Consider the following 23763-nt stretch of genomic DNA (forward strand, 5'->3'; position numbering starts at 1 on the left):
CGCATAGGTCAGGGAAAATCAGACTCAAGCGGCCATTCGGAGCCGCAACGTCAGGAGGGAGACTCGAATGAAGAAATCTGTAGGAATAGATCTTGGAACGACGAACTCGGTGATTGCGGTTATCGAGGGGGGAGCGCCGGAGGTCATCGCGAACGCCGAAGGAAACCGGACGACTCCCTCCGTGACGGCTTTCACGAAGGACGGCGAACGCCTCGTCGGATCGCTCGCGAAGCGCCAGGCGACGCTGAACCCCGACGGGACAATCTATTCGGTCAAGCGGTTCATGGGGCGGAAGTTCTCGGAGGTCGCGTCCGAGCGCGCGATCGTGCCGTACAAGGTCATCGAGGGGCCGAACGGGGCGGTTCGCTTCCACGTTTCGGGCCACGACTACGCTCCCGAGGAGATCAGCGCGCAGGTCCTCAAGAAGCTCGCAACCGACGCGGGAGCCTACCTCGGCGAGAAGATCACGGACGTCGTCATCACCGTTCCGGCGTACTTCAACGACGCACAGCGTCAGGCGACCAAGGACGCCGCGAGTATCGCGGGGCTCAACGTGCTGCGGATCATCAACGAGCCTACGGCCGCAGCGCTCGCCTACGGACTCGACAAGAAGAAGGAACAGAAGATCATGGTCTTCGACCTCGGCGGCGGAACGTTCGACGTGTCGATTCTCGATATCGGCGACGGCGTCGTCGAAGTCCTCTCGACATCCGGCGATACGCACCTCGGCGGCGACGATTTCGACCACGTCGTCGTCGACTGGCTCGCCGACGAATTCAAACGCGAGAGCGGCATCGATCTCCGGAAGGACAAGCAGGCGCTCCAGCGCCTCACCGAAGCCGCGGAGAAGGCGAAGTGCGAGCTGTCGTCGCGCGCGAGTACCGACGTGAGTCTGCCGTTCATCACTGCGGATTCCACGGGACCGAAACACTTGTCGATGGCGCTGACGCGCGCGAAGTTCGACCAGCTCACGGCGCATCTCGTCGAACGTTGCCGCGTGCCCGTCGAGGACGCGATAAAGTCCGCGAAACTCTCCGTTTCCGATATCGACGAGGTCGTCCTCGTCGGCGGTTCGACACGGATTCCGGCCGTCCAGGAGCTCGTGCGCAAGATGACCGGCGGCAAGCAGCCGAATATGTCCGTCAACCCGGACGAGGTCGTCGCGGTCGGCGCGGCGGTCCAGGCGGGGGTCCTCTCGGGCCAGATGAAGGACGTCCTGCTGCTCGACGTGATCCCGCTGTCTCTCGGAGTCGAGACGATGGGCGGCGTCATGACGAAGCTCGTCGAGAAGAACACGACGATCCCGGTGCGCAAGAGCGAAACGTTCTCGACCGCAGAGGACAATCAGCCCGCCGTCGATATCGTCGTTCTCCAGGGAGAGCGCGAGATGGCGCGCGACAACCGGACTCTCGGGAACTTCAAGCTCGAGGGCATCCGCACCGCGCCGCGCGGAGTCCCGCAGATCGAGGTGACGTTCGACGTCGACGCGAACGGGATTCTGAACGTTACCGCCAAGGACCGCGAGACGGGCAGGGAACAGCGGATCACGATCACGGGGTCGACGAGCCTCGACAAGAGCGAGGTCGACCGGATGGTCCGCGAAGCGCAGGAAAACGCGGCGGAGGATCGGAAGAAGAAGGAGAGGGCCGAAGCGCGCAACGAGCTCGAGTCCGCGGCATACCAGCTCGGAAAGGCCGTCGAAAGCGCGCAGGGACTTCCCGAAAACGACGCGGCGCGGGCCCGGACGCTCGCGGACGAGGCGAAGGCGCTTCTGAAGAACGATGTCGCGACGATCGAGCAGATCAGGGTGGCGATTTCCGACGTGAAGCAGATGTTCCAGATCGTTGCGTCCCGTTCGGCGTCGGGGGCTTCCGGCGAAAGTCCGGCCGGAGGGACATCCGCGGGCGGCAAGCCGGGCGACGACGTCGTGGACGCGGAATTCGTCGACCAGGGCGGCGCGCAGCCGTAAGGGACGACGCGGCGCACTGTTTTCGATAGATGGAAGGGGGAATCCGGCGCATTATCCCGGATTCCCCCTTCCCGTTTTCGTCCCGTCGCCTTATCCGGCGTTTCCGAGCGCGCCCAGGAGTTCCCGCGCGGCGATCTGGACGGGGTCCCACGGCGTCGAGAACGGCGGCGCGTAGCCGAGGTCGAGGTCGACGACATCCGGAACGGTCATTTCTCCCTGGATCGCCGTCGCGATGATGTCGATCCGTTTCGCCGCCCCCTGCCCCCCGACGATCTGCCCTCCGAGAAGGCGGCCGCTCTCCGCCGACGCGATGAGCCGAATGTTCATGTCCTCCGACTGCGGATAGTATCCTGCGCGGGTCTTGCTCCGGATCGTCGCGGCGACGACCGGAACGTTCCACGCAGCGGCTTCGGCCGCGCTGAAGCCAGTCCTCGCGACTTCGTACCGGCAGTGCTTGCTCATGGCCGTCCCGAGAACGCCCGGCAGGACCGCGTCGCCGCCTCCCATCGTGATCCCCGCCACGCGGCCGGCCTTGTTCGCGACCGTCCCGAGCGCGACGTGGACCGGGACGCCGGTCAGCAGACTGACGACTTGCGCACAGTCTCCGGCGCTCCAGATCCCCTCGACGGAGGTCCGCATCCTCCTGTCGACCGCGACGCTTCCCTTCGGACCGAGCGGCAGCCCCGCGGCCGCAGCGAGTTCCGAGTTCGGGCGCACGCCGAGTCCCATGACGACGATATCCGCGTCGATAGTTTCCGAACCGGTCACGACCGCGCGAACGCGTCCGTTTTCGGTCTCGAAACCCCTGAGTTCCTCGTTCAGCCGGACCTTCGTTCCGGTTCGCCGGATTTCGTCCTCGATCAGGGAGGCCATGTCGGGGTCGAACGTCCCCATGACCTGCGGCGCCCGGTCAAGCAAGGTAACATCCATCTTTCTGAGGCAGAATGCTTCCGCCATTTCGAGACCGATGTACCCGCCGCCGACGACGACGGCCCTGCGCGGCTCGCGCCCGAGAACGTACCGGTATACGGCGATCCCCGTCTCCAGGGTTCCGAGGCTGAATACGCCGTCCGCTCCCGCTCCCGGAACGTCCGGGACGAAGGGACTGGCACCGGTCGCGATCAGGAGACGGTCGAAGGAGTCCGAATACTCCCGTCCTGCGTCGAGATCCCTGATCCGGACCGAACGCCCCGCGGTATCGAGCGAGATCGCCTCGCAGCGGACACGGACATCGATGTTCAGGCGGGCTCGGAATTCCTCCGGCGAACGCACGAGAAGCCGTCGCTCGCTGTCGACCACACCGCCGATGTAATAGGGCATTCCGCACGCGGAGTAGGAGCAGAAGCCGCTGCGCTCGTAGACGACGATATCCGCGTCGGGCTTCCGTTTCCGTATCTGCCCCGCCGCGGACATTCCGGCGGCGTCTCCGCCCACGATGACGAACCGTTCCCTTCCCACAGTCGATCCCTCCCCGCTCCGGTATCGGCGTCAGTGTAGCATAACCGCGCATCCGGCGTCTTTATGCGCTATAATTTGTATTTACCGTCGCGACAATTCGAGACGTCGGGTCTACTACAGTTTTGAAGGGAATGTGAGTATCCGTGATCGTATCCCACGTGTCTGTCCTGTTTCTGTCTTTCGTCGGCGTCATCGGAACGCTGCTCTTTCTCGATTTTCTCTATCAGTGCGCGATCGCGCTGTCATACGTCGGGAAATCCTCCCCGCTTCCGTCTTCGCCCGCAGCCACGCGTTTCGCGGTATTGATCCCCGCGCACAACGAGGAGTCCGTCATCGTCCCGCTGCTCGAGAGTCTGAAAGAGCAGAAATACCCCGCCGGACTCGTCGATGTCTACGTTTCCTGCGACGACTGCACCGACGCGACGGCCGCGCTCGCCCGCGAACGTGGCGCGAAGGTCCTTCTCCGGCACGATCCGAAGCGCAGGGGAAAGACATGGAACGTCCGCTGGGCGCTTGCGCACATCCCTCTCGACGGCGTCGATGCCGTCGCCGTCTTCGACGCGGACAACCTCGCGGCTCCCGATTTCCTCTCGAAGATGAACGACTTTCTCGTGATTCACCCGGAGGCGAAGGCCATTCAGGGGTACCTCGACGTCAAGAATCCGACCGACTCCTGGGTGACGCGCGCCTACGCCGTGGGGTACTGGTTCACGAATCGCTTCTGGCAGGCCGCGCGCGATCACGTCGGTCTTTCGTGCGCGCTCGGCGGAACCGGGCTCGTCGTCCGGACGTCCACGTTCCTGAAGCTCACGGAGCGGATCGAGAGTCTTACGGAGGATCTCGAAATGACCGCGATGCTCGTGCTCGCCGGAGAACGGGTCTTCTGGAACGAGAGTGCGGTCGTGTACGACGAGAAGCCCGTTGCGCTCCGGCCGTCGATGCGCCAGAGGCTCCGCTGGATGCAGGGGCACTACTGGGTTCTCGGGAAGTACGGCCCGAAGGCACTCCGCCTGTTCGCGACGACGCGGCGGCTGCGGTACCTCGACCTCGTGCTGTACCTCCTCGTTCCCCTCAAGCTCTGCCTGTCGATCTTCGTGCTCGCAGCCGCAGTCTATGCGGAGTGGGTTCCCGGAATCCTGAAGACGCCGCAGGGCTTCGCCGCCTTCTTCTCGTTCCCCGTGATCTATACGATCGCGGCGTCCGTCCTCGGACCTTCCATCCGGAACGAACGCCTCGACCTGACCTACCTCCGTTTCTTCCCGACGTTCCTGTTCTACGGTCTCACGTGGCTCCCCCTCGTCTTCCGCGCGCTGTTCACCGCCCGCAATCAGGGGGTCTGGGTCGCCACGCGCCACAACAGGGATATCGACATCGCGGAGATCGCAAAAGCCCCCGCCTCGCGGCAGAACGGCTAGACGCGCAGCGGAGACGCGCGGTTTTCCCGCTACGCGTCGGGGAAGCGTTTCCTTCGTTCCCCCTCGACAGCGTCGACGAAGGCGTCGGCGCATTTTTCGCGCGGCGACAGAAGAGACGCCAGAACGTACGACGCGGTCGAGACCGCGAGCGTCCAGACGGAGGGCCATTGCCCGAGGAAGTTCACCTTCCACGCCGAGAGGACGATCATCGTGAGCGCTCCGGCGATCATCGAAAGAATCGCGCCCTGTGAGGTACCCCGGCGCCAGAAGAACGCGCCGAATACCGCCGGAACCTGCGCGAGCAGTCCGCCCGACGCGAGCGACGAGAGGACGACGATGAGCCCCGGCCGCAGCGACGCGAAAACGCAGCAGACGGCCGCGATAACAGGAATCGCGGTTTTTCCGGCCGCCAGTTCCGTCTCTTCGCCGATGCCGGGATTCAGGGTACGCGCGATATCGCGGGCGACGATCGACGAGAGCGTCAGCATGACGGCCGTCAGCGTCGACACGGCGGCCGCGACGATGCTCAGGAAGACGACGAGCGAGAGGGCGCAAGGAACGCGCGCGAGCAGCGCGGCCATGGCCCCGTCGGGATTGGCCAGCCCCGGGACGACGACCGCGGCCGCAAGCCCGAGGACGACGCAGAGCACCGTGTAGACCAGGCCAAAGCCGGCAAAGCCCGCGATCATCCGCTTGATGCTCGTCACGTCGCGCGGGGAGTAGAGGCGCTGGACGACCTGCGGGTTCGTCACGGCGAAGAATGCCCACGGAAGCGTCATTCCGAGGAACATCGGCCACGGCCACGAGACTTCGAGGAGCGGCGCGACAGTCCGGACCGCGTCGCCGACTCCGGACGGAAGCAGGCGGGACGGAACGTACCACGCCAGAACCACGCAGGCGATCATCATGATGCCCGCCTGGAGCGCGTCCGTCCACGCGACGGACCGCAATCCCGCCCACCGGGAGTAGATCAGAGAAATGCCTGCCGCGAGCAGGATCCCGGCTGCGAACGGAATTCCGCCCCCGGAGAGCGTCTCCACGAGATATCCGACGCCCATGAGCTGGACCGACGCGTACGGAACCAGCATCACGAGAGAAAGGACGGCCGCGATGCATCCGACCGTCCGCGACCCGTAGCGAAGCGACAGGAGCTCCGGAGGGGTCACGAGATTGAATCGCCGTCCCGCGACCCAGTATCGGGGCGCGAAGACCGTCAGCAGGACGACCGTCGCGGCGAGGTACGCGAGTTCGAACCCGAGCGACGCGACGCCTGAACGGTACGTGATTCCCACGAGCCCGACCATCATGAACGCGCTGTAGGTCGTCGCGCTGTAGGTCAGCGCGGAGACGACGCCGCCAATGCCGCGGTTCGCGAGGAAGAACTCGCTCATCCCGCTCCCCGTCTTTGTGCGCGCGTAGAACGAGAGCGCGGCTCCCGCGCCGAACCAGACCACGATCGCGGCAACCAGAAGGCTAACGGACACCGCGATTCCTCCCGCTTCCGTTCCAGAAACGCGTGTAGAGTGCCCCCGCCGCTATCACGAGCGCACACCCGACCGTCCAGACCGCGAACGGACCCCTGACCGTGTGCCCCAGTCCGCGCGGCAGGATGTACGGCGCAACCGCGAAGAGCAGCACCGCCAATCCCCCCGAAACAACCCAGATTCGTTCTTTCTTCGACATGACCGGCTCCTTTCGCTCTCCTACGGACGCAGGAGAATCCCGAGCGTCCGCAGCGCCTCCTCGACCCGCGACATCGTCGCCTCGTCGGGAGCTTCGACCGTGTGGAGATGGAATCCTCCCGAAAGCGTCAGAAGCGCGCCGCGCCCGGAACTTTCGAGGAGAGTGACGAACCGCGTCACGTCGTCGCGCGTCCGGACTCCGATCGCTCCCCTGATCTCCCCGTAGACGGGGTGGTCCACGATGACGTCCGCGACCGTTCCTCCGGCATCGACGACGGCCCGAAGCTCGTCATGGATCGCTTCCGCCCCGTGGCGGACCGCGAAGAGACGGCGGACGCCCGAGCGTCCCCGGTCGAGGAGATACCCCTGCGACGTGGCCGCGACGGGGATCCCCTCGTTGCGAAGCGCCGCCATGTCCTGAACGATCGCCTGACGGCTCACGCCGAAGCGGGCAGCGAGCTCCGTGCCGTTCAGGGGACGCGTCGCCGTCTCGAGATCCGAACGGATCGCGTCGAGTCGTTCCCTTTTATCCATCTGTACACCCCCATACTAGCTATTATCTGCTAGTAGCACATTATAGCACGATCGGCACTCCCCGGAAGAAAGTCACTGCCTTCCGGACGTCCTCGCGCCTTCTTCGTTTCTCCCGTACGCCTGACGCACGGAACGGAATGATATAATGTCTGCAGGTTCATATTCGAATTACGCGGGGAGGGAGACCGATGATGCGTTTCGTGTGACGATCCGTGAATGCCGATGCACGGGCTGCATGGATCATCCGCCGGTTTCCCGCGAACGCGTTTTCCCAGCTTCCGACAATACCCCTCTGAACCATCCCCTTTCGCGGGTTTCCCGGAGCCGAACCGATGTCCTTCGGACTGCGTCCGAAGGCGTCGCTTTGCCCTGCGTCGTCTCTGCGGCGCTTTTTCGTTCGGTCGCGCGTCGCGCGTGACCCTTCCGTTCGCTTTTCGTTCTCTCGAAGGGTGGTTTCCATGAAAACTTCAGGTGGTCCTCTCATGTCCCGACACGGCCCGATGATAGCGGGCGCCGTGATCGGTGCGCTCGCGGCATATCTCGTGAAATCCGGCAACCCCGGCAATATGGGAATCTGCGTCGCCTGTTTCACCCGCGACATCGCGGGCGCGCTCGGGCTTCACCGGGCGGCGGTCGTCCAGTATCTCCGGCCCGAGATCGCGGGGTTCGTCATCGGAGCGTTCCTGTCGGCGCTCGTTTTCGGCGAGTATTCGCCCCGGAGCGGTTCGTCTCCGGTGGTGCGCTTCTTCCTCGGCGTCTTCGCGATGATCGGGGCGCTCATCTTCCTCGGCTGCCCGTGGCGGGCGTATCTTCGCCTCGCCGGCGGCGACTGGAACGCGATCGCGGGAATCGCCGGGCTCGCCGCCGGTGTCGTGATCGGCATCGTCTTCCTCTGGAACGGATTCACCCTCGGTCGCGCGCACGCGACATCGAAAGTTTCCGGACTCATGATGCCGCTCGCGGCCGTCGCGATTCTCGCGCTGCTCGTCCTGCAGCCGACATTCGGCAAAGACGGAACGGGGCCGATCTTCTTCTCGAAGGAAGGCCCCGGAGCCGCGCACGCGCCGCTCATGATCTCGCTCGGCGCGGGGCTCCTCGTCGGGTGGCTCGCGCAGCGCACGCGCTTTTGCACCGTCGGCGCGATACGCGATCTCGTCATGCTCCGGGACTCGCACCTCTTCCGGGGCGTTCTCGCGTTCATCGTCGCCGCGCTCGCGACGAACCTCGCGCTCGGGCAGTTCCACGCGGGGTTCGAGAAACAGCCCGTCGCGCACGTGAATACGCTCTGGAACTTCCTCGGAATGACGCTTTCGGGCCTCGCGTTCACGCTCGCGGGCGGTTGCCCGGGACGTCAGCTCATCATGAGCGGCGAGGGGGATGGCGACGCGGGTGTGTTCATCCTCGGGATGCTCGTCGGTGCGGCGTTCGCGCACAATTTCAGCCTCGCGTCGTCTGGGGCCGGGATTACAGCGTTCGCTCCGGCTGCGTTCGCGGTCGGGATAGTCTTCTGCCTCGCGGTCGGCTTCCTGTCGCGCGACAGGGTGTAGGAGGGATCGGACGATGACTGACGCAACGATCGTCGACGCCCGCGGGCTCTCGTGTCCCGAGCCGGTGGTTCGGACGAGGAAGGCGCTCGCCGCCCTCGCGGAAGGACGAGTGGACGTTCTCGTCGATACGGTGACATCCCGGGAAAACGTCTCGCGCTATGCGAGATCGCAGGGATGGACCGCAGAAGTGAAAGATGAAGGCGACCACTTCGTCGTATCGCTGAGAAAATAGGACCGAAAAGAAAGAGGGACCCCGCGCGATTCCGAGCGGGGCCCCTCTTTATGCGTCATGCGTCCGGTCCGCTTCTGCCCCCGCCGAAGGAGCGTCAGCGCTTCGATGCGGCGAGAAGAAAACCACATTTCGCTCTCGCTTCGGAAGCCGTCGTAAGAAAACGGCGCCGTGTATCGGCGCCGCGCGATGGGAATGCATGAATGCATCGAAGACGAGAGGATAGGACTGCACTGTTCTGGAATCACCTCACCTTGACGCATCAATCTTCATGCTTCGATCAAGGCCCGTTGGTCACTTTCTCCGCCGGTTCCCACCACAACGGAATCCTTATGGATTCCTTGGTCAATCTTCCGTTCCCCATCGCCACGTCACGCGCCGCGGCGAACCCCGCCTGCGCATGCCGAACCACTCCCATCCCCGAGTCGACGGTCATGGCGACCTTCAAGCGCAGGTCGGCCTCTTCCGTCCCGTCGGCGATTTGCGTGACGGCCGTATGGACGGCCTCGCCCATGGAATAATTCGCCTGAATCGCGATGAGATCGCACATCCCGCAGGCGTTCAGAAGGCCGTTGAGAATCGGCCAGTCCGCGATGAGGTCGCCTCCGTCGGGCATGTTCTCCGATTCGATCGTGGGGTTCACGATCGATCCCGAATCGAGGTTGTCTCTCGAGAATGCTACGGGGCCCCGTATCTCGCCTTTCCTGATAAGTTCGTTGACCGCCAGCGCGAAGGTCTTCCGTTGCCCGAATCCCATATAACAGATTCGCGCCGGGAGTGCCTCGATCGGCAGGTGTCTTCTCGCAAGAGGAATCCAACGGCCGATGACGGGGTCATCTCCGAAAAGTTCCATCGCAAGCGAGTCCGTTCGCTCGAGGTCCTCGATTTCTCCGGATATGCACACCCACCGGAAGGATCCTCTGCCCTCGCAGAGAAGGGGACGTATATATTCGGACACGAACGACGGGAGCCGCATCGCCTGCTTCTCGGGCATGCCCGCGTCGCGGCATTCCTTGCGGATGCTCGTCCCGTACTCGAAAACCGGGATGCCTGCGTCGAGGTACTTCAGCATGGCGCGAAGCTGACGCCTCATGGTGGCCCGACTCTTCTCGAGGTACGTCTCGGGGACTGATCCGCGAAGCTCCTGCGCCTGTTCGGGCGTATATCCCGAAGGAATATACGCCTTCGGGTCGTGGCAGGGGCACATCTCCGTCATGATGTCCGGCATGAATCCCTTTTCGTACGCTTCCTCGAAACAGTCCGCCGCGTTTCCCACGACGCCGAAGGAGCGAGGGGTTCCGGATCGCGAGCACATCTTGGCGGCCCCGATCGCCTCATCCATTCCATCGACTATCTCGTCCAGGTACCCGCGACGGATGCGCCGCTCCATGATGGCGCGATCGGCGTCGACGACGATCGTTATGCCGCCGTGGAGCTTCATCGCCCACGTCTGGTTGCCTCCCATCCCGCCCGCGCCGGCCGTGAGAAGGATCCTGTTCTCCAGAGCGCCGTCGTAATGCTTGATCGCCACGGCGGCCAGCGTCTCGAACGTGCTCTCGATGACGCCTTGCGTTCCGATGTATTCCCATGGCGCGGCCGTGTATTGCGCGAACATCGTGAGGTTTTTCGCTTCGAGAGCGCGGAAGGTCTCCCACGAGGGTCGAACGATGTTGGCCGTCGCCATCACCACGATGGGCGAATACCTGTGCGTCCTGAAGACCGCGACCGGCATGCCCGATTGAACGACGAGCGTTTCGTCGTCATCGAGTTCTCGAAGGGCGTTGACGATCGCGTGATAGCTCTCCCAGTTTCTGACGCATTTCCCGTTTCCGCCGTAGACGAGCAACCGTTCGGGATGCTCGGCGTTTTCCATCGTGTTTTCGAGCATTCGCAGAATCGATTCCTGTCTCCATCCCCTGCATCGCAGGAGGGATCCCCTCTGCGCCTTCACATCGTACAGAATCTTCGCCTTCTCCGTCATGAGCTCAACGCCTTCCCGCTTCATGATCCTGGTTCTCGGTTCTCCTGCGAGTATGGGCTACCGTCCCGTCAATCCGGCATCGATTCAGATGTCCATGGCGCCGTCGGAAATCTTTTTCAGGAACTCGACCCGGTGCGGGACGGGGAGGCTTTCGTACAACGCCATCGCCTCTTCGGCATACGCCGGGGAGGCTTTGTCGCACACCCCGGAGAGGAGACGACGCTTTCCGGTTTTTTCGGCGATTGCCGCCACGTAGGTTTTCGCCATCGCCTGCACGGCCGACCAGGATCGCTTCCGGATGGGATTGCAGAGAATATCGCCGCGCTCGAGCGAACGGCGCGCCTGTTCGAAATTTCCCCGTCGCGCGTCGACAATCGCTTTCATGCTGTACAGGATCGAGCCGCAGCGCCCTCCCCGCGATCGTTCGAAGATCTCTATGCCCTTGTCGACATGGTCGTACAGGAGATCGAAATTCCGCATGTCGAGGGCTACATCCGCCGCGTGCGCGTGGAAATGGCCGCATCCCCAGACGAAATCGGCCTCTTCGCATCCTCGAACGCATCGTTCGAAGCATTCGAGCGCCTCGGTCAATTCGCCGCGCCAGTGGTGCATTTCGCCGATATAGCACCATGCCGACAGGATGCAGAGCGGGTAATGCTTTCCCACTTCGCGGAGAAGTTCGAACACCGCGATCGACTGTCGGAACGCCTTTTCCGCGAGACGATGATCGCCCTTGAGCTGCAAGGCGACTCCGATGAAGCGAAGCGCGACTCCGGCGTAATCGTCGCGCCCGGTCTCCCTCGACACGCGGAGCATCTCGCGGGCGCACGGAAGAAGCTGCTCCCAGTTGTCCGTTTGCAGGTAATTGTGTCCCACGTGCTGGAGGCACCGGATCTTGATCTCGTCGAAACCGTTCTTTTCGGCGATCCGCAGCGCCCTGTTGATGAACGTCCTGCCTTCCCGGTACTGTCCCCACCCGATATGGTATCCGCCTCGAAGCTCGAGATACGTTCCTTCCATCCGCAGGACTTCCGGCACGTTTTCTTCCTTCCTGTTGAGGACATGCAACAGATCGCGCACCTGATCCATTCTCTGTTCCGTATCGAGCCGACTGCTGTAGGGCATCAGAAAGGAGCGAAAGATCCAGTCCGGAGCCATCGGGAAAAGCTCGTGATTCAGCGTTATGTTGAAGTACATCTCCTTCAAATTCTGTTCCAGCGCCTTCTCGTGGAGTCCCGCCTGGACGTAGTGATGGCACAACGCCGCGCTGAGAGACGGGTTCCACACTTCCGGACGATAGGCTTCGGAAAGGATATGCCCGATCCGTCTGTGGAGAACCTCTCGGCGAAACAGGGGGAGAGAGCCGTACACGCATTCTCTGATCTTCTCATGACGGAAGCCGAGGCACGCGATTCCGTCGCCGCCGATGCCTTCTTCGACCAATCCCTTTCGTAGCATCTTCTCGGCGATGACGGTCACCCGAAGCGAGGTTTCCTCCATGACGCTTGCGAGAACGGAAAGCGACGTCGGTTGAGGAAATAGGGAGAGCACCTGCAGAAACCTCTTTTCCTGTTCCCTCATCGCTCCCATCCTCGTCAGGATCGCGGCCCCCAGATCCCCCTTCCAATTGCCGTTCACGTCATCCGCGAGGCAACGAACCAGTTCCACGAGGAGCAACGGCAATCCCTCGCTCTCCCGCTGGAAGAAGTCTTCGCCCTTTTCCTCGATTCGCTCCTCGCGAAGGTGCACCCGACAGAAGCGCAATGTCTCGTCCTTCGTGAAGGGCGGCAGGGCGAATGAGAGATAGTCCAGGGAATTCGTTCGCCGCAGGCGACCGAAGAGCGCATCCTGCGTCTCAACGCCCTCCGGACGACTCGTCGCGAACACGCTCGTCGCAACGCGCATGGACGCGAGGAACGAATGAAGCAGTTGCAAAGACTGGGAGTCGAACCAATGCAGATCCTCGAACACCATGACGAGACACCGCGGTCCGGCGATCTCGAGCGCTATGTCGGAAAGGGTTTTTCCGAGCAAAGGAGGATCGCTTTCGGACATGAGGCCCATATCGCATGTGGAATTGAATTTCCTCTTGTGCGCCAACTCGGGGAAGGCGCCGCCGATCGCGGCGAGCTCGACCGGATTGAGAGGCAGTGTCGACATGTCGAACATCCCCGCCATGTGCGCCACGAACTTCCTCCACGGAGCGAACGGAAACGGTTGGTCGGCCTGATACCCCTGAACGGTGAAAACGATCTTTCGTTCGTCCGGGATCGACGAAACCGCTTTGCGCACGAGCGAGGTCTTTCCCACTCCGGGTTCTCCGTGGATGAAGACCACCTTGGGGCTATCCGTCGTCCGAGAGAGAAAGTCCGCGATATCGGACATCGCTTTTTCGCGGCCGCAGAAATGCTCCGCATCCTCATCGGCGGTCCTTTTCCTGATCGTTTTCTTTGAAAAGACATCCCGAAAGAACGATTCCGCTCGAGCGCTCGGCGCAAGTCCGAGCGCTTCGTCGAGGCGCTTTCGATACGTCGAGAACAACTCCATCGCCTTCGCCGACCGACCCTGGCGGATATGAAGTTCGATCAACTCCATGACCGAATCCTCGTCGAAAGGATCGAGATCGAGCAGGGCGTCGAGCGAGTCGTGCAATTCGACGAAATTCTCCGCCTCGTACCCCGCCTCGATCCGCAAACGGAGTTGGTCCGTCAGTTTTTTCCTGATCGGCATCTCATGGCTCGCGATCCATTCGTCGAACTGCGGGCTATCGGAAATCCGAAATCCGCTCATAAACTTTCCATAAATATTGCCGGGAATCGGAGTCGCGAGGTCGGGAAGCAGCGTGATGGCGTCGAGATCGCATCGACACGGGCCTATCCGAATGGTTTTTCTGGTGTCCATGAGGATGGCCGACGGGGCGACCTTGTTCAGGACATACAAGGCGCTGCGCAGGCTGTTCTGCGCAGCACCTTCTTCCTTGTCCGGCCAGAGCATCGAACAGAGCGCGTCGCGGCTTGCGCGTTTTTCGATCGCGAGATAATACGTTATCGCCTCGGCCTTGCGCAACGGAAAGGCGACGCGATTGCCGTCGATATCGACATACGGCGCTCCCAGCACATGAATCGATACGGTCATGACGGAACTCTCCCCTGAACGCGATACCCTTCGGAACGTTGTCCCTTCTTATTTCATGATATTGACGAGCCCCATGCTCAGCACGGGCAAGTAGGTGATCAAAAAGAGATCGATAATCATAACTATCAAAAATGGTAATATAGCCTTTGATATTCTTTCTATGCTTTCACCTGATATGGCGGATGCAACGAATAGATTTATCCCGTATGGAGGAGTAAAGAAACCTATGGCAAAATTAACTGTTTCTATTACGCCGAAATGTATCGGATTGATTCCGATCGACTTCACTATAGGAAGCAGTATAGGTGTCAACACGATGACGGCGACGAGATTTTCCATGAAGCATCCGACGAAAAGCAGCAATATATTGATCACGAGCATTATGATTATGGGGCTGTTGGAAAAGCCGATGATGATTTTAGCGATATATGCCGGAATCTGCGCCATCGACAGATAATTCGAGAACGCCATCGAAAGCCCGATCATGAACTCGGTCGCTCCGTTGATCAGGGCGGTCTCCTTGAGGCATTGATAGACGTCCTTCCATTCGAGCTCCCTGTACACGTATTTTCCCATCACGAACGCATAGACGCACGCAACCACCGCGGCTTCGGTAGGAGTGAAGATGCCTCCGTAGATACCCCCGAGGATGATGATCGGCACCATGAGCGCGCCCGTCGCTTCTTTCAGCGCCTTCACGAACCTGGCGGCCGAGAATCGCTCCGACGACACGGGATATTTTCTCTTTTTCGCTACGACGTAGCACACGAACATGAGAGATAAGCCGATGAGAATCCCGGGCACGATTCCGGCGATGAAGAGATCCCCGATCGAAGACTGCGTGACGACGCCGTACACAACGAAGGCGATGCTGGGAGGAATGATCACTCCGAGCGTTCCCGAGGCCGCGGTCAATGCCGCCGCGATATTTCTGTCGTATCCTCGCTCGTTCATCGCGGGAATCATGAAGGAACCGATGGCCGACACGGTCGCGGGGCCGGACCCCGATATCGACGCGAAGAACATGCAGGCCATGACCGTCACCATGCCCAAGCCGCCGATGATGAAGCCCACGACGCTTTCGGCGAGATTGACGAGCCGTCGCGCGATTCCGCCGCGACACATGAGCGCGCCGGCGAGAATGAAGAAGGGAATGGCGAGCAGCGGAAAGCTGTCCAGCCCTGTGAACGCCTTCTGCGCGATCATTATCAGAGGAATCTTGGTCGTGAGCAGCATCGTGATGGCGGTTCCCAATCCCAGGGCGATCCCGATGGGAATGCCGATTCCTATGAATAGAAACAACAAAGAGAAAATCAATATGCTACCGAATGCCATCGCTATGCACCCCGATCTGTTTCAACGATTCTGAATACATCAATACAGGTCACCTATCGGGTCTTTTTCTTTTTTAAAGTATGTATGATCGTTTATTTTAATCATTTCTATGAGAACTCGCACAGCCATGAGCAGCGCCCCGACGGGAACGGACGCATATGCATAGCCGATGGGGACTTGCATTGCGGGCGAGAGCTGGTTTCTGACGAGGAGGATGGACGCGAGCTTCATCCCCTGGTAGGCCAGGAAGACGCTGAACGAAAACCAGATCATCAGGATGAACACTTCCATCGACTTGCGCGCTCCGGCAGGCAGTTTGTCGATGAACATCTGAACCCGGAAGTGGGTGCGCTCGCGCACGGCGAAGCTCGCGCCCACCCACGACAGCCAGAGGAACAGGTAGCGAGCGAGTTCCTCGCTCCATGTCAGGGAATTCTGGAAGACGTATCGCATCACGACCTGGATGAATACCAGTATCGTCATGAACGCAACACATGAAACCAAAAAATATTCTTCTATTCTATCTAAAAAATAAAACATTTTTTTCATAAATACTCCCCTCTGCTAAAAAATAAAATGTAATGCGTTTTATAAATAATAAAATAAAAAGCCCTATATCATCCAAAATGCGAACGATATAGGGCTTCCGAGGGGATGCTACTTTCTGAGTTCCTTCACGATGGCCATGACGTCGGGGCCGTAGATGTCCTTGTACTTGTCGTATACTGCGTCGGCTTTTTTCTTGAAGGCCTGGACCTGTTCGGGGGTAAGCTCGTTGATCTTGACGCCGGCCGCCTGGATCCGTTCCTTGTCCTTCTTGTTCTGCTCGACGATTCTGCCCCATTGCACTTCGCAATACTTCTTCCCCGCCTTGACGACGATCTCCCGCAGGTCCGCGGGAAGCTTGTCCATGAACGGCTTGCCCGCGATGAACAGCTCGGACGTAAAGAAGTGGTTCGTTTCGGAAAGGTACTTCTGCACCTCGAAAATCTTCCCGTCGTACACCATGCAGTAGGGCTGGTCGTTGCCGTCGACGGTTCCCTGCTGGAGCGCGGTGTAGAGCTCGCCGTAGCTGATCGGAGTCGGGTTCGCGCCAAGTTCCTTCATGTAATCCACCATGACGGGAACCTCCATGACGCGGATCTTCAATCCCTTCATGTCGTCGGGAGTGAAGATGGCCCGCTTGTTGTTCAGCACCTGCCGGAAGCCGATGTTCGCATATCCCAGGTTCATGAGTCCGAGCGGCGCCAGGTAGCTGTCCATGAGGGCGCCGAGTTTTCCGTTCAGGGCCGCGAACGCCTCTTCGTAGGTATCGAAGAGATAGGGAGATTCGAAAACGGAGAAACGCTTGTCGAATCCCGCGATGACCGACGGCGTTGGCAGGCATGTCTCCAACGTCCCGAGCTGCACGGCCTCGATCATTTCCCTGTCTCCGCCGAGCTGCGCGTTCGGATAAATCTCGACCTTCATCCGGCCCTTCGACTCGTCCTCGACGATTTTCTTGAAGACGTCCACCAAGGTGATGTAATCCACGTGCTGTTCGCTGATCACCGTTCCCACCTTGATGGTGTGCTCCGCGGTAAGGGCCGGAAGCGCGACCGTCAAAACCGCAATTGCTGCGAGAACCCAAAGAAGCAACCCTTTCCTCTTCATCGTCATTTCCCTCCTCAGCGATACGGAAGCGTGCGCTTCCGCGATATTCAGCACCCGAGAACCTCCACGACGGCGCGCATACGGCCGTCGTACGCCCCCGATTCGAGGACGTCGACGAACTTCCGCGCGTTCGCCTTTCCGACGACCGGAGCAGAGAGATCCATGAACTTGTCCACTATCTCCTCATAGGCCATGGGATTGTTTTGGAAGTTTCCCTTGATCTGTTCAAGTCGCAGTTCCTTTTCGAACACCTTGCCGTCCCTCGTTTGGAGTCTCGCACGGCCCTTGACGATCGTCTCCGTGTCGAAGAGGCGCTGAAGGTCTTCGTCCTTGTGGATGGTGACCTTATCGGCGATTTCCTGGAAGTCCCTCCGGGCGAGGTATTCCCGATACTTCTCGTACCAATCCGACCCTATCTTTCGGTTCAGGAGGTACGCGGAGATGAGGTACCGGAGGCTCGAAGCGGTATCGACGGACGTTTGCGGCGGATATTCGATGAAGTTGGCGGCAAAGTTCTTCGGCTGGTAGATGTCGATCGCCGCGATATCGTCGTTGCCCAAAGAATGCTCTTCGACCAAAAGCCGGACCATTTCGACCCCGGTCTGCTGGAAATAGCACGATGGAATCTTCTTGTACGTAATGTTTTCGATGACCCACCCCCCGCCCCAGTTCTCCACGAGCAGATTCGGATCGTAATTCTCCGAGCCCGCCAGTTTATAAAACGCGATCTCGGGATCGAGAAGTCTCCTGCAGGCCTGGAAATCGGTTTGCGCGTACTGCGATGCGAGGACGGCGGAGAAGCTCGAATGGCCTGGCATATCCCGGTGCCACGAGGCGGGACGTTCCCTGAATCCCCACATGGGGGACGTGACGGGCAGGGAGCCGAGGGCCCCCGCGACGCCGAGCGTCGTCTTCATCCGACGATCGTCGAAACGCAGGAGCTTCGCGCATCCCAACGCCCCGGCGATGGTGTAATGGGTGGAGAAGCTGTATACTTCCGGCCGCCGCGGCTCGATGGCGCGCGCGTACCGCCCGGCGAGCTCATATCCCGCGATGACCGCGACCAGAAAATCCCCTAGCGTGGCGTTCTCTCGTTCCGCGACGGCCAGCACGGGAGGAACGACCGCCTCGCCCGGATGCGAAATGATGATCGAATCGGGCTGGTAGTTGTCGCTCAGATCGGGTCCCACGCACGTTTCCGCGTTGATGTAGGCGGAAATCGCGGCCGGGTATTTCTTGCCTCGGCCGACAATCATGGCCTCTTCCTTGCCGCCGAACTCGGAGAAAACCTCCATCGTGGCTTTTCCTATATCCGAATTCGTCCCCACGATCATGCAGGCGATAGTATCGAGAACCGCCTTCTTCGCCTCTCGAACGACGCTTTCATCCAGCTCCTCGAGATTCATCCGTTGCACCTTTTCTATGAACGCGTCCGTGATGTTCCGCATACTTACACCAACCCCATCTTTATTTTAAAATATCTATAATAAAATTTATATCCGAAATCATATGAATATTATTAATATATTTTATTATACTGGATATTTCTTGATGACTATATTGCGGCATCATATTCAAGGAAAATTTTGTGTAGTGATCGTCTTCCGAAAATGGGTTATTGACGTTCCCTTTCGCATAGGATGTCGTTCCTGAAAACGTCCGCCCATCGCGCAACAGGAAGGTCACGATCGATTCCAAGCGGTTTTCTTCGGATTTTTTCCTGTCGATGTCCGCGTCCGGAAGAAGACGGACCTTCCTTGGGAACGCATCGGCCCTCCCGAGGGATTCCGCGGAGTACCAGGCGGCGCTTGGCGGGACATCCGAAAGAACCCTCGAGATCGCGAAGGGAAGGCTGAATTGCGCGTCCACGCATGTAGACGGCTCGTAGTCGCAAAAGGAACGCGCGAGGAAAGACGTGGTCCTGACGAAAATTTCTTCTATGTCGTCTTTTTTCAGGGCGTTGTCGGTGAAGAGCTGTCTGCACAGATCCAGAGTGGACTGGATATACCGACAGGTGGGATAGGGTTTGAAACTTACGTTCTCGATCCGGAAGGAATCTCCCAGTCCCTCCGTCATGCTCGCCGCGTCGTACGTCGGGGAACCGCACAAGCGATGATACTCGTCTTCCGGATCCAATCCTCGCATCGACCCTCGGAATCCCCCCTTCGCCATTCGAGCGGCCATGAGTCCTCCCAGCGCAACGAACCCGATGCTGTCCTTCACCCACGACATAGGGCGAGCATCGAAGTTCCACATCGCCCTCGTCGCGCCGACGGGACAGGAGGCCGTCGCGATCCCTATGGCGTTTGCCGTCCGCTTCGTATCCAACCCGAGCAGGACGCACGAGGCAACGACGGAACCAAGAATCTGGGAATTGGAGAAACTGAAATTGACGCTATCGTCGGGTGCGATCGCGGAGGCGAAGCGCATGGAGAATTCATAACCCAATACGATCGCGCGGAGGACGTCCGCGCCGCTCGCGTGGATCTTCCCGCCGAGCGTCAACGCGACCGGAACGATCCCTGGTCCGGGATGCCCTATCGCGAGAGAAAGAATTTCCTGCGTGTCGTCGAAATCGAGAACTTGAGAAAGAGACGCGTGAATGAATGTCGCGAGGCTCAGTGATGTCGTCGTGCCCGTTCCCCACAATGTCGAATTTCCATCGCCTTCGTCCGACGCGAGGGCCGCAAGGCTTTCGCCCACTGGAGTTCGCAACGCTGCCAACGTCGAACCGATCGTATCCAGTATCGTGAATTTGGCGTTCCGCAGTGCAGCGCCTCCAATGTCGTCAAAGGTCGAACGCGCTATGAATTGCGAAATTTCCGACGTTATACGCATGCAATCACCTCGTACTCGAGACCCGTTTCTTCAGAAAACCAGACTCCTACGGAGGAAGTGCAGAAAAATGTCATGCATTTGCAATAGTTATACTCATGCAGCGTCAAAAAAACGTCAAATTCAGATGGGGCATTCATGAGGCATCCCATAAAGGGTTCTTCTCCGCGTCAAAAGCACGCGCCCTCTGAAAAAATCGGTTTTCACGCTCGAATTTCCACCTAGGATGAACTTTTAACCATAGATGAACGCGGCAGCCCAGTCGCGTTTGGATTCTATCGAACCCCACGACGACGCCGTTCCCCGCGCCGACGTACATGACGGGCTCGTCCGAAACGCGATCGCGCATCCAGTTCCACGCCTCATCGAGCGTCGGAAAGATTTCGCCCGGGTAGAGACCACGTTCGCGGAACTCCCTGAAGCACGACGTGACGAGCGCCGTGGGCCGTCTCCTGAGATCGTCAAGTGTGATGAACGCGGGGATCGTGAGAGTTCCATGAGCAGCGCCTCGCGACTCCGCATTCCGAGCGTCATGGATTCCCGAAGTTCCCGGACCCCATTCCCTCCTCGCACTCGGCGTACAGGATCAGTCCCGCCCCCGGCTTCAGAGCCTTCGCGACCGCCGAGACGGCCTTCGTCGCCTGATACAGGTCGATGTCGGCCGGGTATCCCCCCGCACGACGACACGACGACTCCCGGCATCTCCGGCCCCAGGAGCATCTGGGCGGACCGGGAAATCCGCCCCCCCGTTCCACGCCATCTCCAGGTCTCCCGCGACGTACCCGAACGGGCGGCCGTCGACGAGCGAGATCACGTGGCTCGCGCAGCGCACGCACTTTTGCACCGTCGGCGCGATACGTGATCTCGTGATACTCCGGGAGCGGCACCTCTTCCGGGGCGTTCTCGCGTTCATCGTCGCCGCATTCGCGGTCGGGATGGTCTTCTGCATCGCGGTCGGCTTCCTGTCGCGGGACAGGGTGTAGGAGGGATCGGACGATGAGTGACGCAACGATCGTCGACGCACGCGGGCTTTCCTGCCCCGAGCCCGTGATCCGGACGAGGAAGGCGCTCACCTCCGTGACCGGAGGGCGTGTGGATATTCTCGTCGACACGGTGACGGCGCGCGAGAACGTCTCGCGCTACGCGAGGTCGCAGGGCTGGACGGCGGAGGCGAGGGACGAAGGGGATCACTTCGTCGTGTCGCTGAAGAAATAGCATCGGAAAAGAACAGGGGCCCCGCGCGGAATCGCGCGGGGCCCCTGTTTATGCGTCATGCGTCCGGTCCGCTTTTGCCCCCGCCGAAGGGACGTCAGCGCTTCGACGCGGCGACGAGGTTCCGAAGCATCGCCTCGTCGGCGATATGCGGCAGCGTGATGTGCTGGTCGAGGTGTTTTTCGTTGAATTCGCCGCTGACGTCGATCGCGTGTTCGTTCCGCGCCCAGGCGCGTCTCGCGACGCCGCCCATGACGTCCCAGCTCATCGCGCTCCGGATGATGTCGTCGACGCGGTCGCTTCCGTCGAGAACGAGGCCGAAGCCGCCGTTGATCGACTTGCCGATGCCGACGCCGCCGCCGTTGTGCAGCGCGACGAGGCTCATGCCGCGCGCCGCGTTGCCCGCGAAGCACTGCGTCGCCATGTCGGCCATGATGTTGCTTCCGTCGCGGATGTTCGCGGTCTCCCGGTAGGGGCTGTCCGTCCCCGAGACGTCGTGGTGGTCGCGGCCGAGCATGACGGGGCCGATCTCGCCCCGGCGCACCATGTCGTTGAAGGCGAGCGCGATCCGGATGCGCCCCTCGGCGTCCTGGTAGAGGATCCTCGCCTGCGTGCCCACGACGAGCGCGTTGCGTTCCGCGTCGCGGATCCAGACCCAGTTGTCCCGGTCCTGGAAGCGCCGGTCCGGATCGATGGCGTCCATCGCTGCGCGGTCGGTCTTCCGGAGGTCCTCCGGCCTGCCCGAGAGGCAGACCCACCGGAAGGGCCCGTAGCCGTAGTCGAAGAGCATCGGTCCCATGATGTCCTCGACGTAGGACGGGAAGATGAAGCCGTCGAGCGTGTCGCGCCCGTTTTTTGCGATCTCTTTCGCGCCCGCGTCGTAGACGGCCTTCATGAAGGAGTTCCCGTAGTCGAAGAAATAGGTCCCCTTCGCGACGAGCTTCCGGATGACGTCGAAGTGCCGCCGGAGCGTCGCGTCGACGAGCGTCCGGAAGCGTTTGGGATCCTCGTGAAGCAGTTGCGTCCGCTCGGCGAAGGTTATTCCGGCCGGGCAGTAGCCGCCGTCGTAGGGCGCGTGGCAGGAGGTCTGGTCGGAGAGGAGGTCGATGCGGATGTTCTCCCGCTCCGCGTATTCGAGAAGGTCGACGATGTTGCCGTGGTACGCGATCGACATCGGTTCCTTTTTGTCCATCGACTCGCGCGCCATCGCGAAGACTTCGGCGAGGTCGCCCGAGACCTTTTTGACCCAGCCCTGGACGCGGCGCGTCTCGATCCGCGACGCGTCGACCTCAGCGACGACGCCGACGATTCCCGCGATTTCCGCCGCCTTGGGCTGCGCGCCGCTCATTCCGCCGAGGCCCGACGAGACGAAGAGCCGCCCCGCGAGGATGTTGTCGTCTCCGGTCCGGTCGAACTTCATGCGTCCGGCGTTCAGGATGGTGTTGTAGGTGCCGTGGACGATGCCCTGCGATCCGATGTACATCCAGCCGCCCGCGGTCATCTGGCCGTAGTTGGCGACACCGAGCTGCATCGCGCGATGCCAGTCTTCCTGCGTGTCGAACATTCCGATCATGAGCGCGTTGGTCAGGATGACGCGCGGCGCTTCGGGACGCGACCGGAAGAGCCCGAGCGGATGCCCCGACTCGATGACGAGCGTCTGGTCGCGCGTGAGGATTTCGAGATACCGCTTGATGAGCCGGTACTGCATCCAGTTCTGGCAGACCTGCCCCGTCTCGCCGTACGTGACGAGTTCGTACGGGTAGAGCGCGACATCGAAGTCGAGGTTGTTGTCGATCATGACCTGGAAGGCCTTGCCCTCGACGCATTCGCCCCGGTACTCGTCGATCGGGCGGCCGAATATCCGGCCCTTCGGGCGGAAGCGGTAGCCGTAGATCCGGCCGCGCGTCCGCAGTTCCTCGAGGAATTCCGGCGCGAGCCGTTCGTGATGCTTTTCGGGGATGTACCTGAGGGCGTTCTTGAGCGCGAGGATCGTGTCCGCTTCGTTCAGCGTGTATCCCCGGTCCGGAGCCCTTCGGATTCCCGGCTCGAAGGGAGGCGTTTCCGGAAGATCGTCGAAATCCGCGAACAGGGGCAGTCGTATCGTATCCATTCCGGCGGCCTCAGGCGAACGAATGTTCGACGATGTCGCGGACGCCCCGCGCGCCGTCCTCTACCCGTGCGAGGATGTCGAGCGTTTCCGCACTCGTGCGCGCGACGAAATCCGCGTCCGCGATCGACAGGAGGTTGATCCGGACGTTGTGCGACGCCCCGACCGCGGCCGCGTTCGCCGTCAGCGCCGCGACGCCCGCGTCGGAGAGCGCGTTCCTGTTTCCCATCGCCGCGACGTCGTGCGAAAGAGCGACGACCCGTTCGCACAGGCGGAGCGTTTCGAGCGGCACAGAGGCCGCGCCTTTCATGGCCTCCTGCATGGCGCGCCGCCGCGCCGCCTTCTCGTCGTCCGTCCCCTTCGGGAGCTTCAGCGCCTGCATGTAGGCGTTGAAGGCCGCCGTGTCTTCCTCCATGAGCGAGAGGAAACGTCTCGAGAGTTCGTCGCCATCGCGGACGGCCGCTTCCATCGCGGCCCGGACGCCGTCGGCGTCCGTCGTCTCCCGAGATGCGGGTCGGCCGGCCGAGAGGCGGCCGACCATCGCCACGAGAGAGGCCCCGAGCGCGCCGCAGAGCGCCGCGACGGACCCGCCGCCCGGCGCGGGGGAGTCGGACCCGAGATCAGAGAGGAAATCGCGTACCGTCATATCGGAAAGTTTCATCGTCATTTCT

At 61.1% G+C, this 23763-nt stretch carries 19 protein-coding genes; 5 read left to right on the forward strand and 14 right to left on the reverse strand.

Features of this window, described 5'->3' with window-relative positions; genetic code table 11:
* Positions 1 to 67: 67 nt before the first annotated feature.
* Positions 68 to 1969, forward strand: coding sequence for a molecular chaperone DnaK (gene dnaK / locus ACZ5IU_RS04130; RefSeq protein ID WP_464420799.1), 1902 nt, complete (start codon positions 68 to 70; stop codon positions 1967 to 1969).
* 90 nt (positions 1970 to 2059) lie between these two features.
* Here the strand turns inward: dnaK and ACZ5IU_RS04135 are convergent, their stop codons facing one another.
* Positions 2060 to 3427, reverse strand: coding sequence for an FAD-dependent oxidoreductase (locus ACZ5IU_RS04135; RefSeq protein WP_464420801.1), 1368 nt, complete (start codon positions 3425 to 3427; stop codon positions 2060 to 2062).
* Between the two features lie 143 nt (positions 3428 to 3570).
* Here ACZ5IU_RS04135 and ACZ5IU_RS04140 point away from each other — a divergent pair, with 143 nt between their 5' ends.
* Entirely contained in the window at positions 3571 to 4842 is a 1272-nt protein-coding gene (locus tag ACZ5IU_RS04140; protein ID WP_464420803.1) for a glycosyltransferase family 2 protein, read from the forward strand.
* A gap of 29 nt (positions 4843 to 4871) precedes the next feature.
* Here ACZ5IU_RS04140 and ACZ5IU_RS04145 read toward each other — a convergent pair whose 3' ends face one another.
* The 3 genes from ACZ5IU_RS04145 to ACZ5IU_RS04155 are packed head-to-tail and all read right to left on the reverse strand — an operon-like array spanning position 4872 to position 7058.
* Complete coding sequence (locus ACZ5IU_RS04145; protein WP_464420805.1) at positions 4872 to 6326, reverse strand: sodium:solute symporter family protein; 1455 nt, start codon at positions 6324 to 6326, stop codon at positions 4872 to 4874.
* Entirely contained in the window at positions 6316 to 6525 is a 210-nt protein-coding gene (locus tag ACZ5IU_RS04150) for a hypothetical protein (RefSeq protein ID WP_464420807.1), read from the reverse strand. The genes ACZ5IU_RS04145 and ACZ5IU_RS04150 overlap by 11 nt, the downstream gene beginning before the upstream one ends.
* Positions 6526 to 6545: 20 nt before the next feature.
* Positions 6546 to 7058: a 3H domain-containing protein gene (locus tag ACZ5IU_RS04155; protein WP_464420809.1), complete on the reverse strand. Its 513-nt coding sequence runs from the start codon at positions 7056 to 7058 to the stop codon at positions 6546 to 6548.
* 482 nt (positions 7059 to 7540) lie between these two features.
* Here ACZ5IU_RS04155 and yedE point away from each other — a divergent pair, with 482 nt between their 5' ends.
* Together yedE and ACZ5IU_RS04165 are read left to right on the forward strand one after the other, a co-directional pair.
* On the forward strand, positions 7541 to 8605 hold the full coding sequence (gene yedE, locus ACZ5IU_RS04160; RefSeq protein WP_464420811.1) for a YedE family putative selenium transporter: 1065 nt from the start codon (positions 7541 to 7543) through the stop codon (positions 8603 to 8605).
* A gap of 13 nt (positions 8606 to 8618) precedes the next feature.
* Entirely contained in the window at positions 8619 to 8837 is a 219-nt protein-coding gene (locus ACZ5IU_RS04165; protein WP_464420813.1) for a sulfurtransferase TusA family protein, read from the forward strand.
* 277 nt (positions 8838 to 9114) lie between these two features.
* Here the strand turns inward: ACZ5IU_RS04165 and hutU are convergent, their stop codons facing one another.
* The 8 genes from hutU to ACZ5IU_RS04205 form a co-directional block, all read right to left on the reverse strand.
* Positions 9115 to 10839: a urocanate hydratase gene (gene hutU, locus ACZ5IU_RS04170; protein WP_464420815.1), complete on the reverse strand. Its 1725-nt coding sequence runs from the start codon at positions 10837 to 10839 to the stop codon at positions 9115 to 9117.
* A 60-nt stretch (positions 10840 to 10899) separates the two neighbouring features.
* Positions 10900 to 13950, reverse strand: coding sequence for an AAA family ATPase (locus ACZ5IU_RS04175; RefSeq protein WP_464420817.1), 3051 nt, complete (start codon positions 13948 to 13950; stop codon positions 10900 to 10902).
* Positions 13951 to 13998: 48 nt separating this feature from the next.
* Positions 13999 to 15285 (reverse strand): TRAP transporter large permease, encoded by a 1287-nt coding sequence (locus ACZ5IU_RS04180; protein ID WP_464420819.1) that lies wholly within the window; start codon positions 15283 to 15285, stop codon positions 13999 to 14001.
* Between the two features lie 39 nt (positions 15286 to 15324).
* Positions 15325 to 15768, reverse strand: coding sequence for a TRAP transporter small permease (locus tag ACZ5IU_RS04185; RefSeq protein ID WP_464420821.1), 444 nt, complete (start codon positions 15766 to 15768; stop codon positions 15325 to 15327).
* 174 nt (positions 15769 to 15942) lie between these two features.
* Positions 15943 to 16938 (reverse strand): TRAP transporter substrate-binding protein, encoded by a 996-nt coding sequence (locus ACZ5IU_RS04190; RefSeq protein ID WP_464420823.1) that lies wholly within the window; start codon positions 16936 to 16938, stop codon positions 15943 to 15945.
* 47 nt (positions 16939 to 16985) lie between these two features.
* Positions 16986 to 18386, reverse strand: a complete 1401-nt coding sequence (locus ACZ5IU_RS04195) for an MmgE/PrpD family protein (RefSeq protein ID WP_464420825.1) — start codon at positions 18384 to 18386, stop codon at positions 16986 to 16988.
* 19 nt (positions 18387 to 18405) lie between these two features.
* Positions 18406 to 19776 carry an MmgE/PrpD family protein gene (locus ACZ5IU_RS04200; RefSeq protein WP_464420827.1) on the reverse strand — a complete coding sequence of 457 codons (1371 nt, stop codon included), beginning with the start codon at positions 19774 to 19776 and terminating at the stop codon, positions 18406 to 18408.
* 527 nt (positions 19777 to 20303) lie between these two features.
* Positions 20304 to 20528, reverse strand: coding sequence for a hypothetical protein (locus ACZ5IU_RS04205; protein ID WP_464420829.1), 225 nt, complete (start codon positions 20526 to 20528; stop codon positions 20304 to 20306).
* Positions 20529 to 20769: 241 nt separating this feature from the next.
* Between ACZ5IU_RS04205 and ACZ5IU_RS04210 the strand changes: the two genes are divergently transcribed.
* Complete coding sequence (locus ACZ5IU_RS04210) at positions 20770 to 20988, forward strand: sulfurtransferase TusA family protein (RefSeq protein ID WP_464420831.1); 219 nt, start codon at positions 20770 to 20772, stop codon at positions 20986 to 20988.
* 94 nt (positions 20989 to 21082) lie between these two features.
* Here the strand turns inward: ACZ5IU_RS04210 and ACZ5IU_RS04215 are convergent, their stop codons facing one another.
* Together ACZ5IU_RS04215 and ACZ5IU_RS04220 are read right to left on the reverse strand one after the other, a co-directional pair.
* Entirely contained in the window at positions 21083 to 23095 is a 2013-nt protein-coding gene (locus ACZ5IU_RS04215; RefSeq protein ID WP_464420833.1) for a urocanate hydratase, read from the reverse strand.
* Between the two features lie 10 nt (positions 23096 to 23105).
* Entirely contained in the window at positions 23106 to 23753 is a 648-nt protein-coding gene (locus ACZ5IU_RS04220; protein WP_464420835.1) for a cyclodeaminase/cyclohydrolase family protein, read from the reverse strand.
* Positions 23754 to 23763: the final 10 nt, after the last annotated feature.

Source organism: Lactivibrio alcoholicus (genome assembly GCF_055390895.1).

Bases quoted from the DNA above. Each gene is read 5' to 3' on its own strand.
- hutU (WP_464420815.1), bottom strand. From the start codon at position 10,839: ATGAAGCGGGAAGGCGTTGAGCTCATGACGGAGAAGGCGAAGATTCTG.
- ACZ5IU_RS04195 (WP_464420825.1), bottom strand. From the start codon at position 18,386: ATGCGGAACATCACGGACGCGTTCATAGAAAAGGTGCAACGGATGAAT.
- yedE (WP_464420811.1), top strand. From the start codon at position 7,541: ATGTCCCGACACGGCCCGATGATAGCGGGCGCCGTGATCGGTGCGCTC.
- ACZ5IU_RS04220 (WP_464420835.1), bottom strand. From the start codon at position 23,753: ATGAAACTTTCCGATATGACGGTACGCGATTTCCTCTCTGATCTCGGG.
- ACZ5IU_RS04180 (WP_464420819.1), bottom strand. From the start codon at position 15,285: ATGGCATTCGGTAGCATATTGATTTTCTCTTTGTTGTTTCTATTCATA.
- ACZ5IU_RS04185 (WP_464420821.1), bottom strand. From the start codon at position 15,768: ATGACGATACTGGTATTCATCCAGGTCGTGATGCGATACGTCTTCCAG.
- ACZ5IU_RS04210 (WP_464420831.1), top strand. From the start codon at position 20,770: ATGAGTGACGCAACGATCGTCGACGCACGCGGGCTTTCCTGCCCCGAG.
- ACZ5IU_RS04155 (WP_464420809.1), bottom strand. From the start codon at position 7,058: ATGGATAAAAGGGAACGACTCGACGCGATCCGTTCGGATCTCGAGACG.
- ACZ5IU_RS04200 (WP_464420827.1), bottom strand. From the start codon at position 19,776: ATGCGTATAACGTCGGAAATTTCGCAATTCATAGCGCGTTCGACCTTT.
- ACZ5IU_RS04175 (WP_464420817.1), bottom strand. From the start codon at position 13,950: ATGACCGTATCGATTCATGTGCTGGGAGCGCCGTATGTCGATATCGAC.
- ACZ5IU_RS04150 (WP_464420807.1), bottom strand. From the start codon at position 6,525: ATGTCGAAGAAAGAACGAATCTGGGTTGTTTCGGGGGGATTGGCGGTG.
- ACZ5IU_RS04165 (WP_464420813.1), top strand. From the start codon at position 8,619: ATGACTGACGCAACGATCGTCGACGCCCGCGGGCTCTCGTGTCCCGAG.
- ACZ5IU_RS04190 (WP_464420823.1), bottom strand. From the start codon at position 16,938: ATGAAGAGGAAAGGGTTGCTTCTTTGGGTTCTCGCAGCAATTGCGGTT.
- dnaK (WP_464420799.1), top strand. From the start codon at position 68: ATGAAGAAATCTGTAGGAATAGATCTTGGAACGACGAACTCGGTGATT.
- ACZ5IU_RS04215 (WP_464420833.1), bottom strand. From the start codon at position 23,095: ATGGATACGATACGACTGCCCCTGTTCGCGGATTTCGACGATCTTCCG.